15 protein-coding genes are annotated in these 14,465 nt (G+C 65.4%); 8 read left to right on the top strand and 7 right to left on the bottom strand.

The genetic code is table 11. From position 1 onward, the window contains the following. The first annotated feature begins 234 nt into the window (after window positions 1-234). Complete coding sequence (locus tag HG718_RS14550) at window positions 235-642, top strand: DUF2794 domain-containing protein (protein ID WP_160586350.1); 408 nt, start codon at window positions 235-237, stop codon at window positions 640-642. On the opposite strand, the gene HG718_RS14545 is transcribed toward HG718_RS14550, so the two are convergent. Then, window positions 639-1,877 (bottom strand): cation:proton antiporter, encoded by a 1,239-nt coding sequence (locus HG718_RS14545; protein ID WP_160586349.1) that lies wholly within the window; start codon window positions 1,875-1,877, stop codon window positions 639-641. The genes HG718_RS14550 and HG718_RS14545 overlap by 4 nt on opposite strands. Before the next feature lie 252 nt (window positions 1,878-2,129). On the opposite strand from HG718_RS14545, the gene HG718_RS14540 reads away from it, so the two are divergent. Then, window positions 2,130-4,115, top strand: coding sequence for a methyl-accepting chemotaxis protein (locus HG718_RS14540; RefSeq protein WP_160586348.1), 1,986 nt, complete (start codon window positions 2,130-2,132; stop codon window positions 4,113-4,115). Window positions 4,116-4,206: 91 nt separating this feature from the next. Here the strand turns inward: HG718_RS14540 and HG718_RS14535 are convergent, their stop codons facing one another. Continuing rightward, on the bottom strand, window positions 4,207-4,962 hold the full coding sequence (locus HG718_RS14535; protein WP_160586347.1) for a Bax inhibitor-1/YccA family protein: 756 nt from the start codon (window positions 4,960-4,962) through the stop codon (window positions 4,207-4,209). 101 nt (window positions 4,963-5,063) lie between these two features. Between HG718_RS14535 and HG718_RS14530 the strand changes: the two genes are divergently transcribed. Continuing rightward, entirely contained in the window at window positions 5,064-5,501 is a 438-nt protein-coding gene (locus tag HG718_RS14530; protein ID WP_160586346.1) for a PaaI family thioesterase, read from the top strand. A 3-nt stretch (window positions 5,502-5,504) separates the two neighbouring features. Here HG718_RS14530 and HG718_RS14525 read toward each other — a convergent pair whose 3' ends face one another. Both HG718_RS14525 and HG718_RS14520 read right to left on the bottom strand, forming a co-directional pair. Further along, entirely contained in the window at window positions 5,505-8,120 is a 2,616-nt protein-coding gene (locus tag HG718_RS14525) for an ABC transporter permease (RefSeq protein ID WP_244624764.1), read from the bottom strand. After that, window positions 8,117-8,875: an ABC transporter ATP-binding protein gene (locus tag HG718_RS14520; protein ID WP_244624763.1), complete on the bottom strand. Its 759-nt coding sequence runs from the start codon at window positions 8,873-8,875 to the stop codon at window positions 8,117-8,119. Before HG718_RS14520 ends, HG718_RS14525 begins: the two co-directional genes overlap by 4 nt. Before the next feature lie 200 nt (window positions 8,876-9,075). Between HG718_RS14520 and HG718_RS14515 the strand changes: the two genes are divergently transcribed. The 3 genes from HG718_RS14515 to thpR all read left to right on the top strand — a co-directional run bounded on the left by HG718_RS14515 (window position 9,076) and on the right by thpR (window position 11,717). Further along, entirely contained in the window at window positions 9,076-9,762 is a 687-nt protein-coding gene (locus tag HG718_RS14515) for an arylesterase (RefSeq protein ID WP_373868276.1), read from the top strand. Between the two features lie 155 nt (window positions 9,763-9,917). Next, a complete protein-coding gene (locus HG718_RS14510; protein ID WP_027839576.1) occupies window positions 9,918-10,958 on the top strand; it encodes an NADP(H)-dependent aldo-keto reductase in 1,041 nt (346 codons plus the stop codon). Between the two features lie 213 nt (window positions 10,959-11,171). After that, window positions 11,172-11,717, top strand: coding sequence for an RNA 2',3'-cyclic phosphodiesterase (thpR, locus tag HG718_RS14505; RefSeq protein WP_160586345.1), 546 nt, complete (start codon window positions 11,172-11,174; stop codon window positions 11,715-11,717). A 9-nt stretch (window positions 11,718-11,726) separates the two neighbouring features. On the opposite strand, the gene HG718_RS14500 is transcribed toward thpR, so the two are convergent. After that, on the bottom strand, window positions 11,727-12,152 hold the full coding sequence (locus tag HG718_RS14500; protein ID WP_160586344.1) for a metallopeptidase family protein: 426 nt from the start codon (window positions 12,150-12,152) through the stop codon (window positions 11,727-11,729). A 59-nt stretch (window positions 12,153-12,211) separates the two neighbouring features. Between HG718_RS14500 and HG718_RS14495 the strand changes: the two genes are divergently transcribed. Next, window positions 12,212-12,523 (top strand): 4a-hydroxytetrahydrobiopterin dehydratase, encoded by a 312-nt coding sequence (locus HG718_RS14495; protein ID WP_280521618.1) that lies wholly within the window; start codon window positions 12,212-12,214, stop codon window positions 12,521-12,523. Window positions 12,524-12,552: 29 nt separating this feature from the next. On the opposite strand, the gene HG718_RS14490 is transcribed toward HG718_RS14495, so the two are convergent. Continuing rightward, window positions 12,553-13,242 (bottom strand): class I SAM-dependent methyltransferase, encoded by a 690-nt coding sequence (locus HG718_RS14490; RefSeq protein WP_160586342.1) that lies wholly within the window; start codon window positions 13,240-13,242, stop codon window positions 12,553-12,555. A 180-nt stretch (window positions 13,243-13,422) separates the two neighbouring features. On the opposite strand from HG718_RS14490, the gene HG718_RS14485 reads away from it, so the two are divergent. Beyond that, a complete protein-coding gene (locus HG718_RS14485) occupies window positions 13,423-13,986 on the top strand; it encodes a MarR family winged helix-turn-helix transcriptional regulator (RefSeq protein ID WP_160586341.1) in 564 nt (187 codons plus the stop codon). Window positions 13,987-14,078: 92 nt separating this feature from the next. Here the strand turns inward: HG718_RS14485 and HG718_RS14480 are convergent, their stop codons facing one another. After that, entirely contained in the window at window positions 14,079-14,447 is a 369-nt protein-coding gene (locus HG718_RS14480) for a VOC family protein (RefSeq protein ID WP_027839572.1), read from the bottom strand. Window positions 14,448-14,465: the final 18 nt, after the last annotated feature.

The raw sequence follows: 14,465 nt of genomic DNA, 5'->3' as shown, positions 1-14,465 counted from the left end.
GCTGGGGGGCTGGGGGAACCGGAGAGGCCGGTGGACCCTTCGCCGCCTTGCGACAGTTGAAATATGGGTGGGCTTTTGGGCACGCCAACGGCTGAATTAGGGCAATTTCATGATCCCGGGACACGGGCCCGTGACCGGCAAGGCAGCCTTGCCACACAGCGCCCGGCCGCTTGGTTATCGACGCCCGGCCATGGGCCCTTGCGCCCTGCCCCTTTGCCCCTGACAATGCTCATGATGAGCACAGCACAACATCTCTCCATCGTCCCCGCGGGGTCCGGGGGCGCGTCGGGCAGCACGTCCGGAGGCGCATCCGGAGGCACGGGTCCGAAGGCGCCGAAGCAGGTCTTCTGGGACCGGCGCGAACTCGACGCCCTTCTCAACGTCTATGGCCGCCGCGTGGCCGCCGGTGACTGGCGGGACTACGCCATGAGCGGCGCCAAGGACATGGCTGTGTTCGAGGTATATCGCCGGGCAAGCGAAATGCCGCTCTACCGCATCGAGAAGCGCCCCAAGCTGCGCAACCGCCAGGGCGCCTATGCCGTGATCGCCGCCTCGGGGATGATCCTGAAGCGCGGCCATGAGCTGAAACAGGTGCTGAAGGTGCTGGAACCGAAGCAGATTTCGCTCGTCTCCGAGCTCTAGCGCCCCTGCGGCGACCGCCTGAGCAGCAGGCTCATCGCCAGCGGTGCCGCCAGGGTGGTGACGATCGCCATCAGGATCAGCGCCGAAGGCAGCGCCGCCACCATGGGATCATCCGACGCCGAGGCAAACAGCCCGCGCTCGACGGCAATCGAGATCACCACCAGCTCCACCGCCCCGCGCGACGACATGCCCGCCCCGATGGCCACGGCCTCGCGCGGGCGGAAGCCGAGCGCCAGGGCCGGCACACCGCAGCCCGCCATCTTGCCAGCCATGGCAAGGCCGATGAGAGCCGCAAGGAACAGCGGTGCATGGGTGACGGCGGTGAGATCCACCGCAAGGCCGATGGAAGCAAAGAACACCGGGCCCGCGAAGCCCGCCGTCAGTCCGCCGATGATCAGTTTCATCTCATTATAGGCCTTGGCCCCGACCCGTTCCGGCTCGAAGAAGAGCCCGGCCATGAACACACCGATGATCCAGTGCATGCCCAGAAGCTCGGCCAGCACCCCATAGCCCATGGCCACCGCCATCAGGATCGCCAGTTCGGCTGAGGCGATCTGCAGCACATGCAGCTTGCGGGAGATACGCGGATAGACATGGGCACCCAGGAGCCCTGTCACCACGAAGAAGGCGGCAGCCTTGGCAACCATCAGCAGACTGTCCGCAAGTCCCGGCATGGAGCCGGTTTCTATGAGAGCCGTCAGCAAGGCCAGCAGGACAAGGCCTATCACATCATCGAAGATCGCCGCGGCCACCATGGCCTGGCCCAGCCGGGTGCCGAGCAGTCCAAGCTCCGACAGCACGCGGACCGTCGTGGGGATCGCCGTGATCGCCAAGGCGACACCGACCAACGCTGCCTGCACCGGCCGCTCCGGTGTATCGGGCAGGAAGGCCCAGCCCAGCCAGATACCGGCCGCCAGGGGCACCAAGGCGCCGCCCAGCGCGATGCCAAGACCCGCCCGGCCATTCCGCATCAGGCTGCGCGGCTGCATGTCGATGCCCGCTGCCAGCAGCAGGAAGAAAATGCCCGCCTGCGCCACCAGCTCGATCAGCGGTCCCTCGAGCGCCCACAAGCCATGCGGGCTGAGCCCGTGCGTTGCCAGATAAGCGGCCCCCAGGCCGATCAGTACGCCGGCCACCAGCTCACCCACTTCGGCAGGCTGACGGCAGCGCTCCGCCCCCTCGCCGAAGAGACGCGCGATCACGAAGATGATGAACAGGCCGCCAAGTGCATCCATGACATCGCTGATAGGCGGGTTGTCGGGGTGCTGGCAAGCAGCGAGACAGCAGCCGGGCCACCCTGCCGATCCGCACCCCGTGCATGACTGCCATGATGCAGCGCATACAAATTCGATCCGCGATTAAATCAAAGTTTACTGCGTGCAGGCCAATCTACCGGAAGTTGAACTGATTGGCTGTTAAGGCTTGCATTCCCACCATGGGACCGGACGACCCGGCGCGAGCCTGCAACCGCAACCGGGATTGATCCAATGGCACATGCTCTGCAGGCCCCTCTCGCTTTCCTGCGTGATCTCCGCATCTCCACCCGCATCTTCGTGCTGACCGGCCTTGCCGTGGCCGCAGCGCTTGTGCTCTCCGCGGCCTTCCTGGTGGGGGATTTGCGCGTCGGGGATGCCTCCGCCCGCCAGTCCGTCTTCGCGGAGAAGGCAGCGCTTGCCAAGGAAGTGGAAATCGGAGCCCTGGAAATGCGCCGGCGCGAGAAGGACTTCCTGATGCGCCGGGACATGGCCTATGCGGAGAAATATGACGGTGCCGTTGACCGCGTGCTCGGCCGCCTCGACGCCATGAAGGCCATGCCGACCACCCAGGAAGAGGCCGCGGCCCTCGACCGCCTGACCGCGGGCATCCGGGCCCACCGCGAGAAGTTTGCCACTGTGGTGGCGCTGCAGCAGGAAATCGGTCTCGATGAGAAAAGCGGTCTTCAGGGCAATCTGCGCGCGGCCGTCCATGCGGTTGAAAAGCGCCTGGCAGAGGCCGAACTCGACGCCCTGACCGTGAAGATGCTGATGATGCGGCGCCACGAGAAGGACTTCATGCTGCGCGGGGCCGAAAAATATATCGGCCGGATCGACACCCGCCGGACGGAATTCGACGCGCTGCTGGCCGCAGCCGAGCTTGACCCGGGCTACAAGCGCGATGTCTCGCGCCTGATGGATACCTACCAGGCCGACTTCAAGAGCTGGGCCAGTCAGTGGCTGGTGCTACAGACCGAGATTTCAGTCCTCAGCGACATCTTCAGCGCCATGAATGACGACTTCGACGCCACCTTCCAGATTGCTGCCGACGGCACCGCCAAGGCGGAAGCCGCCCTCAAGGATGCGCGCAGCGACACCCGCCTGCTGTTCGTCATCACGGGCATCGCCGTGCTGGCCGGCGCCACCCTGCTGGGGGTTGTCATCGCCCGCACCATCACCGTGCCGCTGGCGCGCCTTACCACGGCCATCAACGCCCTCGCCAAGGGCGACACCGCCGTGGACGTGCCTGCGACCGCCAACAAGGACGAGACCGGCGAGATCGCCCGCGCGCTTCTGGTGTTCAAGGAAAACGCCATTGCCCGCGAGAAGCTGGAAGAGGAACAGGCCGCAGCCCGGGCCGCCGAAGAGGCACGCGCCCAGCGCATCGACCAGCTGATCGCCAATTTCGATGCCGCGATGAACCGCAGCATGGCTTCCATGTCCGCTGCCGCGACGCAGCTCAACGACACGGCGGACATCCTGTCCCAGTCAGCGGAAACCTCAAGCACCCAGGCCGCGTCGGCCACCCGCGCGGTGGATGACGCCTCCACCAACGTCAACGCCGTGGCGGCCGCATCCGAAGAGCTATCGAGCGCTATCGCCGAAATCAGCCGCGAGATCCAGAAGACCGGCGAGATGTCGACCGAGGCCCGCTCCAAGGCCGGCCATGCCAGCGCCACGGTGGCAGAGCTTGCCGCCGCCGCCGAGAAGGTGGGCAGCGTGGTGACGCTCATTCAGGACATCGCCGAGCAGACCAATCTGCTGGCCCTCAACGCCACCATCGAGGCCGCCCGCGCCGGGGACGCCGGCAAGGGCTTTGCGGTGGTTGCCTCGGAAGTGAAAGCCCTGGCAACGCAGACCGCCAAGGCCACCGAGGAGATCACCGGCCAGATCGCCAGCATCCAGACCTCCACGGGGTCCGCCGTGGACGCCATCAACGGCATCACCACGACCATCGAGAGCATTGCCGAATATACCTCGATCGTCGCCAGCGCCGTCGAGGAGCAGAGCGCGGCCACCAACGAGATTTCCACCAAGGCCCAGCAGGTGGCCGGCGGCGCCTCGGAGGCCAGCCAGTCCATCGGCGAGCTCAACACGCTGACCGGCGAGACTTCCCAGTCCGCAGCCCAGGTGCGCTCCCTTTCCGGCGACCTTGCCGGGGAAACCACCGGCCTGCGCGGGGAGATCGAAAGCTTCCTCAAGGATGTGCAGGCCGCCTGACCCGGGCCCGCCCACATCTGATCGGGACACGAAAAAAGCCCCCGGCGGACCCATCCGCCGGGGGCTTTGCTTTGCGGGTAGTCGGCTTGGCCTATTCGCGCGAGCCGAACAGCTGCAGCAGCATGATGAAGAGGTTGATGAAGTCGAGATAGAGCCGCAGGGCGCCCATGATGGCCTTGCGGCCGGCGACCGTGCCGTCATCATTGACGTCATACATCTCTTTGATCTGCTGCGTGTCGTAGGCGGTGAGACCGGCAAACACGAGCACACCGATGACCGAGATGGCGAACTGCAGGGCGCCCGAACCCAGGAAGATGTTCACCACCGAGGCCAGGATGACGCCGATCAGGCCCATGAACAGAAACGAGCCCCAGCCGGAGATATCCTTGGAAGTGGTGTAGCCCCACAGGCTCAGCGCACCGAAGGAGGCGGCGGTGATCAGGAACACCTGGAAGATGCTGGCACCGGTGAACACCAGGAAGATGGACGCCATGGACAGGCCCATCAGCGCCGCATAGCCCCAGAAGGTGGCCTGTGCCGCCGGCACGCTCATCTTGTGGACCCGGAAGCTCAGGAAGAAGACGATCGCCAGCGGGGCCAGCATCACCAGCCACTTGAACGGGCTGGCGAACAGGAACTGACCGAAACCGGACAGGGCAAGACCCTGCGGGGTCTGCACAACGGCCATGGTGTAGGCGAAATAGGCGATGACGCCCGTGATCGCCAAACCACCGGCCATGTAGTTATAAACACGCAGCATGTAGCTGCGCAGGCCGGCGTCGATATCTGCGCCACGCGCCTGCGCAGGGCTACGGCCACGAAGGACTTCGCTGTCGTAGTCAGCCATGGAGTTGTTGATCCTCTCAAAGGGAAACGGAATACCGACCCGTAATATCGTTCGGAATTGCGGCCTGTTCAAGGCTGCCGGTGCGTGCCCAAAAGGTAAATATGTCGAATATTCAAACACTTAAAATGGATGTGGATTCCCTCAACGCGTTCCTGCAGCGGGAATTTCCCCAATGGACCGAGGAGCATGGCTCCCGCGTCATCGCCACCACGGGCGACGGCGTGGTGGTGGAACTGCCCTATAGCGACAGCCAGCTGCGGCCGGGCGGCACATTGTCCGGGCCCACCATGATGGGGCTGGCGGACACCGCCATGTATGCCGCCGTCCTGTCGCGCATCGGCCCGGTGGCGCTTGCTGTCACCACCAACCTCAATATCAATTTCATGCGCAAGCCCGAACCGCGCCCGCTGGTGGCCACCTGCCGCCTCCTGAAACTCGGCTCGCGCCTTGCCATCGGCGACGTGGCCCTCACCAGCCAGGGCGACACGGACATGGTGGCCCACGCCCAGGTGACCTACTCGATCCCGCCGCAGCGCTGACTGTTATTCCGACCGCAGGATTGGCGCGGCCTTGCGGCTGAGGGCGGACCAGGTGCCGACGAGGCCGAAGCCCATGGTGATGACCGTCGCGCCGACCACCGTCACGGCCAGCGTGCCGGGCAGGAACAGCCACTCGGCCTGCATCACCTGGGTGATGACGAGATAGGCCGCCAGCGTGCCCGCCCCGGCGGCGATCAGCGCCGTGCCGAAGCCGAGCAGCGCATATTCAAGCGCATAGGCGCCAAGCACCCGGGCGCGTGTGGCCCCCAGCACCTTGAGCACCACCGAGTCATAAACCCTGTGCCGGTGGCCCGCCGCCATTGCCCCCGCCAGCACCAGAATGCCGGCAACAATCGTCACGACGCTCGTGGCACGCACGGCCAGCACCAGGTCCTCGAGCAGGGACGACACCGAACTGATCGCCTCCTTGACGCGGATCGACGTGACGTTGGGGAAGGCATCGGTGACCCGGCGTTGAAGCTCCAACTCGCCCGCTTCTTCCATGGTGACGGTGGAGAGCACCGTCTGCGGGGCGTTGTCGAGCACGCCGGGGGAGAAGACGAGAATGAAATTGATGCCGCCGGACTGCCAGGTGATGTCGCGCAGCGACGCGATCTCGGCAGTGATCTCGCGGCCCAGCACGTCGATGGTCAGCGTATCACCGATGCCGACGTTCCAGCCCTCGGCAAGCTCGCGCGAGAACGAGACAAGCGGCGGACCCTGATAGTCTTCCGGCCACCACTCCCCGCGCACAAGCTCCGAGCCCTGCGGCAGCGCCGCTGAATAGGTGAAGCCGCGGTCACCGCGCAGCGCCCAGCGGGTGTCAGGCGTTGCTTCCACGTCGCCGGCGCGCACGCCGTTCACTGCAACAATCGGCCCTCGGATCATCGGCACCTGATTGACGCTGACGATGCCGTCAGTGTCGTCGAGAATGGCGTTGAACGGTTCAAGCTGCGCCTTCTGCATGTCGACGAAGAAGAAGGAGGGCGCGCGGTCCGGCAATTGCGTGGCGACCTGGCGGGTGATGTTGCCGTCGATCAGCGAGATGGTGACAAGCAATGTCAGCCCGAGGCCGAGGGACAGCACCACCGAACTTGTCGGCGCACCGGGCCGGTAGAGATTGGCCAGCGCAATGCGCAAGGACGGCTGCTTCGGGCGGCCCGCCTTCTTGGCGACCCACATCATGAGATCAGCCGCCAGCAGCAGGACACCGAAGCTTGCAGCCGTGCCCACCAGGAACCAGACAGCGAACAGCCGCTGATAGTCTTCGGTGAGCGCAACCGCCAGCACCGCAAGGACGCCGAGCGCGCCGGCGGTGAGCGCCACATAGAAGGGCCGCGGCCATTTGCGCGACGGGGCCACGATGTCGCGGAACAGGCCTGCGGCGGGAATGTCCCGCGCCCGCGCCAGCGGCCACACGGCAAAGGCCACCGCGGTGACCACACCATAGATCGCCGCCAGAATGAGCGCGCCGGGATAGATCGAAAACACCGTCGGCACCGGCAGAAGATCAGCCAGGGTCGCTTGCGCGATCACCGGCACAACCGCCCCGATGGCAAGGCCGAACGCGACACCCACAAGCGCAATGGCCATCACCTGCAGGAAATAGATCTGGAAGATCAGCCCGCCCGGCGCGCCGAGGCATTTGAAGGTGGCAATCACTTCACGCTTTTTATCGATGTAGCTCTTGATGGCATTGCCGACGCCCACACCCCCGACGATCAGCGCTGTGAGGCCCACCAGCGTCAGGAACAGGGCCACCTGCCCGACGGTGCGGCGCAGGCCGGGCGCTGAGTTTGAGCGGTCACGGATGCGCCAGCCGCTTTCCGGGAGCGCCTCCTTGGTGTCCGTCACAAACTGCGCAACGGCTTCATTGCTCTGCTCACCCGGGGGCAGCTTCAGCCGGTACTCGTAATCAACAAGACTGCCGATCGTGACAAGCCCCGTGGTGGCCAGAGCCTCCTCGGAGATCATCACCCGCGGGCCGATGGCAAAACCGCCGGCCACCCGGTCCGGCTCATTGTCGATGGCCGAGCGGATTTCAAACGTCTGTGTACCGACTTTGAGCGCGTCACCTGCTTCAAGGCCGAGACGTTCCAGAAGGACCGGTTCCACCACTGCGCCGAAGCGGCCACTTGAATCCTGGGCCAGCGCCCGGTCAAGCGGCGCGCCGGAGGCTAGCGCCACTTCGCCGTAGAGCGGATAGGCCTTGTCCACGGCCTTGAGCTCGACAAGCGTGCGGCTGTCATTCTTGACGGCGCGGCCCATGGCCCGCATGTCCGCGGTCTTCGACAGTTCACCGCCGCGCGCCACGACCTGGTCAAGCCAGGCCCGCTCTGCCGCATCGGTCTCGCGATGCACCAGCTCGAAGCCGACATCGCCGCCCAGAATGCTCTGCCCTTCTTCGGCAAGCCCGCGCATCAGCGCCGAGGAAACCGAGCCGACAGAGGCAATGGCCGCAACGCCAAGCGTCAGGCAGGCAAGAAAGATCCGGAAGCCCTTGAGGCCGCCGCGCAGCTCCCGCGCCGCGATCTTCCACGGCAGCGGCATGCGGCCAGCGCCATTGCGGCGGATCGAGCCCGACAGCGCGGATGAGGAGGGTTCGGCTATATCGCTCACGCCTGCCCCTCCAGCACGGCAGCGTCTGCCACCCCGCCCGCACGCACACCGGCCCGCGTCGTCTCCACCTGCCCGTCGCGGAGATGCACGACGTCGTCGCACATCTCGGCAAGCTGCATGTCATGGGTGATCAGCACCAGCGTGGTGTCGCGGCGCGAATGCAGGTCGAACATCAGGTCGATGATCGCTTCACCCGTCGTGCCATCGAGATTGCCGGTGGGCTCATCCGCCAGAAGGATCGCCGGGTCCGGCGCCACGGCGCGGGCCAATGCCACGCGCTGCTGCTCACCGCCGGACAGCTGGCCGGGATAATGGTCAAGCCGGTGGGCCAGCCCCACGGCCTTGAGCTCTTCGGCCGCCACATCGAACGCGTCCGCGCGGCCCGCAAACTCAAGCGGGATGGCGACGTTTTCAAGCGCCGTCATGGTCGGCACCAGATGGAAGGACTGGAACACGATCCCCACATTGTCGCGCCGGAACAGGGCCAACTCGTCTTCATTCATGGTGGTGAGCTCGCGCTCCGCCACCCGGATCGAGCCGGAAGTCGGCTTCTCGAGCCCCGCCAGCACCATCAAAAGCGTGGATTTGCCGGAACCGGACGGGCCGACAAGGCCCGCAGCGCGCCCCGGCGCCACATCAAGCCCGATGCCGCGCAGGATGTGCACGGGGCCTGCCGAACTCGGCAAAGTGAGATGCACATCCTGAAGCGAGATGATCGGCGAAGCGGCGGCAGTCGAGGCGGCAGGATGGGTCACGGAGAACCTTCCGGATTTTTCTGGGGCCCGCGCTGGATGTCTAAGGCTGGCTTGCCCATATGCAACAAGACCCCAGGTCCAGCGTCGGTATATGGCATATGGCGGCTTGGCCGGGTTATACAACCTTCGGTCATATTCATGCGCCACTCATCTAGCAGCGTGTCATAATCGCTGACCAATGCATCCACATGCGAGGATCAATGCTGAAGAATACGCGCCTCATGCCCGCCCAGATCATGCAGCCCCTGGCAGCGCTTCTCGCGGCGGCAGCTTTGCTGGCCTTTTCACTCGCAGCGCCCGCCCGCGCGGAGGACGGCAAGGTCAAGGTGGTGGCGCTCGGCACCAGCCTCACGGCGGGCTATGGCCTTGAGCAGGCGGAAGGCTTCGTGCCTCAGCTGCAGGCCGCGCTTGAGGCCAAGGGGCTGGACGTTGAGGTGGAAAATGCCGGGGTTTCCGGTGACACCTCCGCCGGCGGCCTGGCGCGGCTGGACTGGTCGATCGATGACGACGTGGACGCGGTGATCGTCGAGCTTGGCTCCAACGATGCCCTGCGCGGCTTCGACCCGCAGCAGACCCGCAACAACCTGACCGCCATTCTGGAGGCGCTGGCGGCCCGCGACCTGCCGGTGCTGCTGACCGGCATGCTGGCACCGCCCAATCTCGGCGAGGAGTATGGCGCGGAATTCGCCGCCATCTATCCCGACCTTGCGAGCCGCTACGGCGTGCTATTCTATCCCTTCTTCCTGGAAGGCGTGGCCGCCGACGCTGCGCTCAACCAGCCGGACGGCATCCATCCCAATGCGGACGGTGTGCAGGTGATCGTGGAGGCGATCACCCCCTATGCCGTCCAGCTTGTCGAGCATGCGCGCAAGGACACCTCTTCCTGACCCGACATCTTTCCTGACGCGCGCCGCATCTTGGGGGGAGGCGCGCTTCGTTTGACCGCAACATCACACCAGCGCCGCCCGCCAAAGGCGGGCCCGGACGCCTTCACGCACAACCGAATAGACAAGATCGCACTTCAAGGGAGCAACGCATGGCTATGGACTATCGCCCGCTGGGCACAACCGACATCAAGGTCTCGTCGATCTGCCTGGGGACCATGACCTGGGGCGAACAGAACACCGAGGCCGAGGGCCACGAGCAGATGGATTATGCCGTGGAGCGCGGCATCAACTTCTTCGATACGGCGGAAATGTACGCCGTGCCGCCGCGCAAGGAGACGCAGGGCTCGACCGAACAGATCATCGGCACCTGGTTCAAGGAACGGAAGAACCGCGACAAGATCATCCTCGCCACCAAGGTGGCCGGGCGGTCCAACTTCGACTGGCTGCGCAATGACGGCGGCTATACCAACCACACCGCCGCCCAGATCGAGGAAGCCGTCGACAAGTCGCTGAAACGTCTGCAGACGGATTATATCGACCTCTACCAGCTGCACTGGCCGGACCGCCCCATCAATCTGTTCGGCGGGCTGGGCTACAAGCACATCGACGGCGACCACACGCCGCTGGAAGAGATCCTCGATACCCTCGGCAAGCTGGTGAAGGCGGGCAAGGTGCGCCATGTGGGCCTCTCCAACGAGACGCCCTGGGGCACGATGAAATTCTTGCAGATTGCCGAAGCGCGCGGCCTGCCGCGCATGCAGTCGATCCAGAACGCCTATAACCTGATCAACCGCACCTTCGAGCTTGGCGGCTCTGAAATCGCCCACCGCGAGAAGGTGGGGCTTCTGGCCTATTCGCCGCTGGCCCAGGGCTACCTCACCGGCAAGTACCGCAACGGCGCCAACCCGGAAGGCTCGCGCAAGAAGCTGTTCAACCGGCTGCAGCGCTATGAAACGCCGGCCGCTGACCGCGCCATGGAAAGCTACTTCAAGATCGCCGAGAAGCACGGCATCGACCCCTCGCAGATGGCGCTGCAATATGTAACCCAGCGCCCCTTTGTGACGTCGAACATCATCGGCGCCACAACGATGGAGCAGCTCAAGACCGACATCGACAGCGTGGATCTGGAGATGAGCGAGGAGCTGCTGAAGGAGATCGAGGCCGCCCACCTGGAGCAGCCGAACCCCTGCCCGTAAGAGACCGCGCAAAAAGTCACCTCTCCCCGCCGGGGAGAGGTCGGCGCGCCAGCGCCGGGTGACGGGGACAGCGCCCGCGGCAACCGCGCCCATCCCCCGCCACCGGTCCCCCGCCACCAGACCCTCCGGTCAGGCCGGAGGGAAAGCGGGAACCAGGCAGACACCACCCCAAACCGCTTTCAGCACAGCACCGAGTCAGATACTGCTTGGCCCATGCTCAGGCTGTTTGTCGCCATCGGACTGCCGCATGCCACCTGCATCGATCTTGCGATGCTGGGCGGCGGCGTGCCCGGCGCGCGCTGGGTGCCCTCGGAAAATTTTCACGTCACCCTGCGCTTCATCGGCGAGGTGCAGCCAACCGTGGCCGAGGATGCCGCCTCGGCGCTGAGCACGATTTCCGCCCGCCCCTTCGACATGCAGATCAGAGGCTGCGGGGTGTTCGGCAACGGCAAGCCGCGCTCCATCTGGGCGGGGGTCGAACCCCACGATGCCCTGCTGCACCTGCAAAAGAAGATCGAGCGCGCCTTCCAACAGATCGGCCTGGCGCCGGACAAGCGCAACTTCTCCCCCCACGTCACCCTCGCCCGCTTGCGCAATGCGGACCCGGCCAAGGTGCAGCGCTTTGTGGAAGAGCATAACCTCTATCGCGCGGCCCCCTTCCGGGTGGACAGCTTCGGGCTGTATTCGAGCGAGCTGAGCCATACGGGCTCGATCTATCACCTGGAAGAAACCTACAGGCTGACCCGCACAGCCGCCTGAAGTGGCCTGTCAGTCCGTCTGCTCCTCAAGGGCGTGCATGGCCTCGTCACTGAGGCCCATATGGTGACCGATCTCGTGGATCAGCACATGGCGCACGAGGTGGCCGAGGGTCTCGTCATATTCGGCCCAATAGTCGAGCAGGGGCCGCCGGTAAAGAAACACCATGTTGACCGTGCCGCCCATGTCGCCCGTCTCGCGATAGGGGGTCATGCTGCCGGAATAAAGCCCGAGAATGTCGAACGGCGTTTCAAGCCCCATCTCGGTCATCACGTCCTGATCGGGGAAATCCTCCACCCGCACCACCACGTCGCGGGTGAGGCCCGCGAACGGCTCCGGCAGATCGGCCAGCGCCGCCTGCGCGATCTGCGTGATGTCATCGAGTGAGGGCGCGCGGCGGCCCTGCCAGTTGGAAAGCGCGTCGGTATGGATGGTCATGCGGGGATGATGCCCCGCCTTGACCCGGCACGAAAGCGCATGCACATCACCTTCAACCGATATCGTCAGGGAGACAGACCATGACCGCACGGCTTGAGGGCACCGCCCGCACGGAGGCACTTGCCACCCTTACCGGCTGGGACGAGGTGGAGGGCCGCGACGCCATCCGCAAGGTCTTCACCTTCAAGGATTTTTCCCAGGCCTTTGCCTTCATGACCCGCGTGGCGCTGAAGGCCGAGGTGATGGATCACCACCCGGAATGGTTCAACGTCTATAACAAGGTGGATGTGACCCTCACCACCCACGACGCGGACGGGCTGAGCCAGAAGGACATCGACCTCGCCCGCGCCATGGAAGACTACGCCGCCTGACGCTCAGGCCGCCTAGTCCTCCATGACCGTCAGGCCTGGCCGAGCCGCGGCTTTTCAAAGATCGCGATGGCCGCGACGAGCTTGCCGGCGGGCTCCTGGGTGACATCCACCACGGCAAAGCCTGCCTGTTTGGCAGCCTCGACCGCCCGCTCCACCCGGTCCCAGCCGCCCTGGGCACCGGCAAAATTGCTGGTGGTGTCCGGCCCCGCCGACCGCTGGACGATGACGAGGTGGCCGCCGGGCGCAAGCACCCGGGCGATCTCCACGAGCGCCCGCTGCGGCTCCGGCCAGAACTGGAAGCTGTTGACCGCATACACCTTGTCGAACGCGTCAGCTGGAAAGGGCAGGCTCTCGGCACTGGCCTGTGCCACCTCGGCGCGGTTGCGGGCGATCATCCAGTGCAGCTTGTGCCGCGCCATGCGCACCGCCGCCCGGGACACATCCACCCCGGCCACCCGGCCCGTGCGGCCCACGATCCGCGCCACCCGGCGCAGCGACACCCCCGGCCCGCAGCCGATCTCCAGCACCCGCTCTCCCGGCGCAAGCGCCAGCGCCTGCCGGGCGGCGCTGTTATAGGCCCCGTTCTTCCAGGCCATGGCCGTGAGCGCGAGACGGCCCATAAGCCCGCGCGGATGGCCGAATTGCGATCCGGTTTCACGCTCTGCCTCAGCCTCGGTATTAGCAGCATTCTTGTCGATCATCGGCAGGTGAGATGCCATCCCACCACCGGTCCCCATCTGTCCTCCAATGCCCGCCTTGCTCATCGCGTCCTCTCCCATCGTCACGCTGATTGACAACTGATTTGTCATATAAGGACTGTTTTACCCCCTTCAAGACGCAGCGGCCAAGGTTTAGAGTCCGCGCTCTTGAATTGACGACGCATCAGCAGGAGGGCGCCCGTGGCGAAGGAAGACGGCGGCAAGAAGAAAGCAGGCAAGGGCGCCAAGAAACTTGTTAAGGCCGTCACCCCCGCCCGCAATCTGGGACGCCGTGACCTGTCGCTGGCCGTGATGAACTGCGTGCCCTGGCTCTATTTCCGCCTGCAGGCCGAAGGCCAGGAAATTGGTGCCGTCAACGCCCAGCGCGGCGGCACATGGGGCATGCTCAATTCCGTCATCACCCAGGGCCCGCAGACCGTGCCGCAGCTGGCCCGCGCCCGCCCCGTCTCCCGCCAGCACATCCAGAAACTGGCCAACGAGATGGTGGCCGAGGGGCTGATCCGCTTCGTGCCCAACCCGGCCCACAAGCGCTCGCAGCTCATCGAAGCCACGCCCAAGGGGCTGGACGCCTATTCCCGCATGAATGCAAGCCTCGGCGAACTGGCCGAGCAGCTGGGCGAGGGCTTTTCCAAGGAAGAGCTGTTCATGGCCGCCAGCGTGCTCGAACGCATGCGCGCCAAGCTGGCCGAGCGCCAGGGCGGCGGCGCACCGGGCGCCCTGCCCGTGCCGCTGGCCGCCGAGTAACGCCGCCTCGATCCGCCCGGAGACGGGCCGCAAAGAAAAAGGCCGCCCCATGGGGCGGCCTTTCTCGTTTCGCGTTTCCGGCGCCTTGCGGCTCAGCCCATGTGGAAGGCGCAGATCTTGTTGCCGTCGAGGTCACGGAAATAGGCGCCGTAGAAACCGGGCATCCGCTCGCCGGGACCGCCTTCATCAGCGCTGCCGAGTTCCATGGCCTTCTTGTAGAGCGCGTCAACGCCCTCGCGGCTGCCGGCGGGCAGCGCGATCATGCAGCCATTGCCGACGGTAGCGGGCTGGCCGTCTGCCGGCTTTGTCACCATCAGCATACCGCCCTGGCCGTTGCTGTAGATGCGCATGCGGCCTTCGTCTTCCATCACCATCTTCGGGCCGAGATCGGCCATCAGGGCTTCGTAATAGGACAGGGCCTTGGGCAGGTCGTTGGTGCCGACACAGGTATATCCGAGCATGGGGGTTTCCTCCGGGTG

Origin of the sequence: Pyruvatibacter mobilis (assembly GCF_012848855.1) — a bacterium.
In the GTDB taxonomy this organism is placed as follows: Bacteria; Pseudomonadota; Alphaproteobacteria; order CGMCC-115125; family CGMCC-115125; genus Pyruvatibacter; species Pyruvatibacter mobilis.
Note: the sequence above shows the minus strand (reverse complement) of the source record. Positions and strands in the feature narration are given on the sequence as shown.

What these genes read in the sequence shown, in the direction of transcription:
- HG718_RS14500 (WP_160586344.1), bottom strand. Translation starts at nt 12,152, where the DNA reads ATGACCATCCATACCGACGCGCTTTCCAACTGGCAGGGCCGCCGCGCG.
- HG718_RS14490 (WP_160586342.1), bottom strand. Translation starts at nt 13,242, where the DNA reads ATGGCATCTCACCTGCCGATGATCGACAAGAATGCTGCTAATACCGAG.
- HG718_RS14535 (WP_160586347.1), bottom strand. Translation starts at nt 4,962, where the DNA reads ATGGCTGACTACGACAGCGAAGTCCTTCGTGGCCGTAGCCCTGCGCAG.
- HG718_RS14510 (WP_027839576.1), top strand. Translation starts at nt 9,918, where the DNA reads ATGGACTATCGCCCGCTGGGCACAACCGACATCAAGGTCTCGTCGATC.
- HG718_RS14545 (WP_160586349.1), bottom strand. Translation starts at nt 1,877, where the DNA reads ATGGATGCACTTGGCGGCCTGTTCATCATCTTCGTGATCGCGCGTCTC.
- HG718_RS14550 (WP_160586350.1), top strand. Translation starts at nt 235, where the DNA reads ATGAGCACAGCACAACATCTCTCCATCGTCCCCGCGGGGTCCGGGGGC.
- HG718_RS14515 (WP_373868276.1), top strand. Translation starts at nt 9,076, where the DNA reads ATGCTGAAGAATACGCGCCTCATGCCCGCCCAGATCATGCAGCCCCTG.
- HG718_RS14540 (WP_160586348.1), top strand. Translation starts at nt 2,130, where the DNA reads ATGGCACATGCTCTGCAGGCCCCTCTCGCTTTCCTGCGTGATCTCCGC.
- HG718_RS14480 (WP_027839572.1), bottom strand. Translation starts at nt 14,447, where the DNA reads ATGCTCGGATATACCTGTGTCGGCACCAACGACCTGCCCAAGGCCCTG.
- HG718_RS14530 (WP_160586346.1), top strand. Translation starts at nt 5,064, where the DNA reads ATGTCGAATATTCAAACACTTAAAATGGATGTGGATTCCCTCAACGCG.
- thpR (WP_160586345.1), top strand. Translation starts at nt 11,172, where the DNA reads ATGCTCAGGCTGTTTGTCGCCATCGGACTGCCGCATGCCACCTGCATC.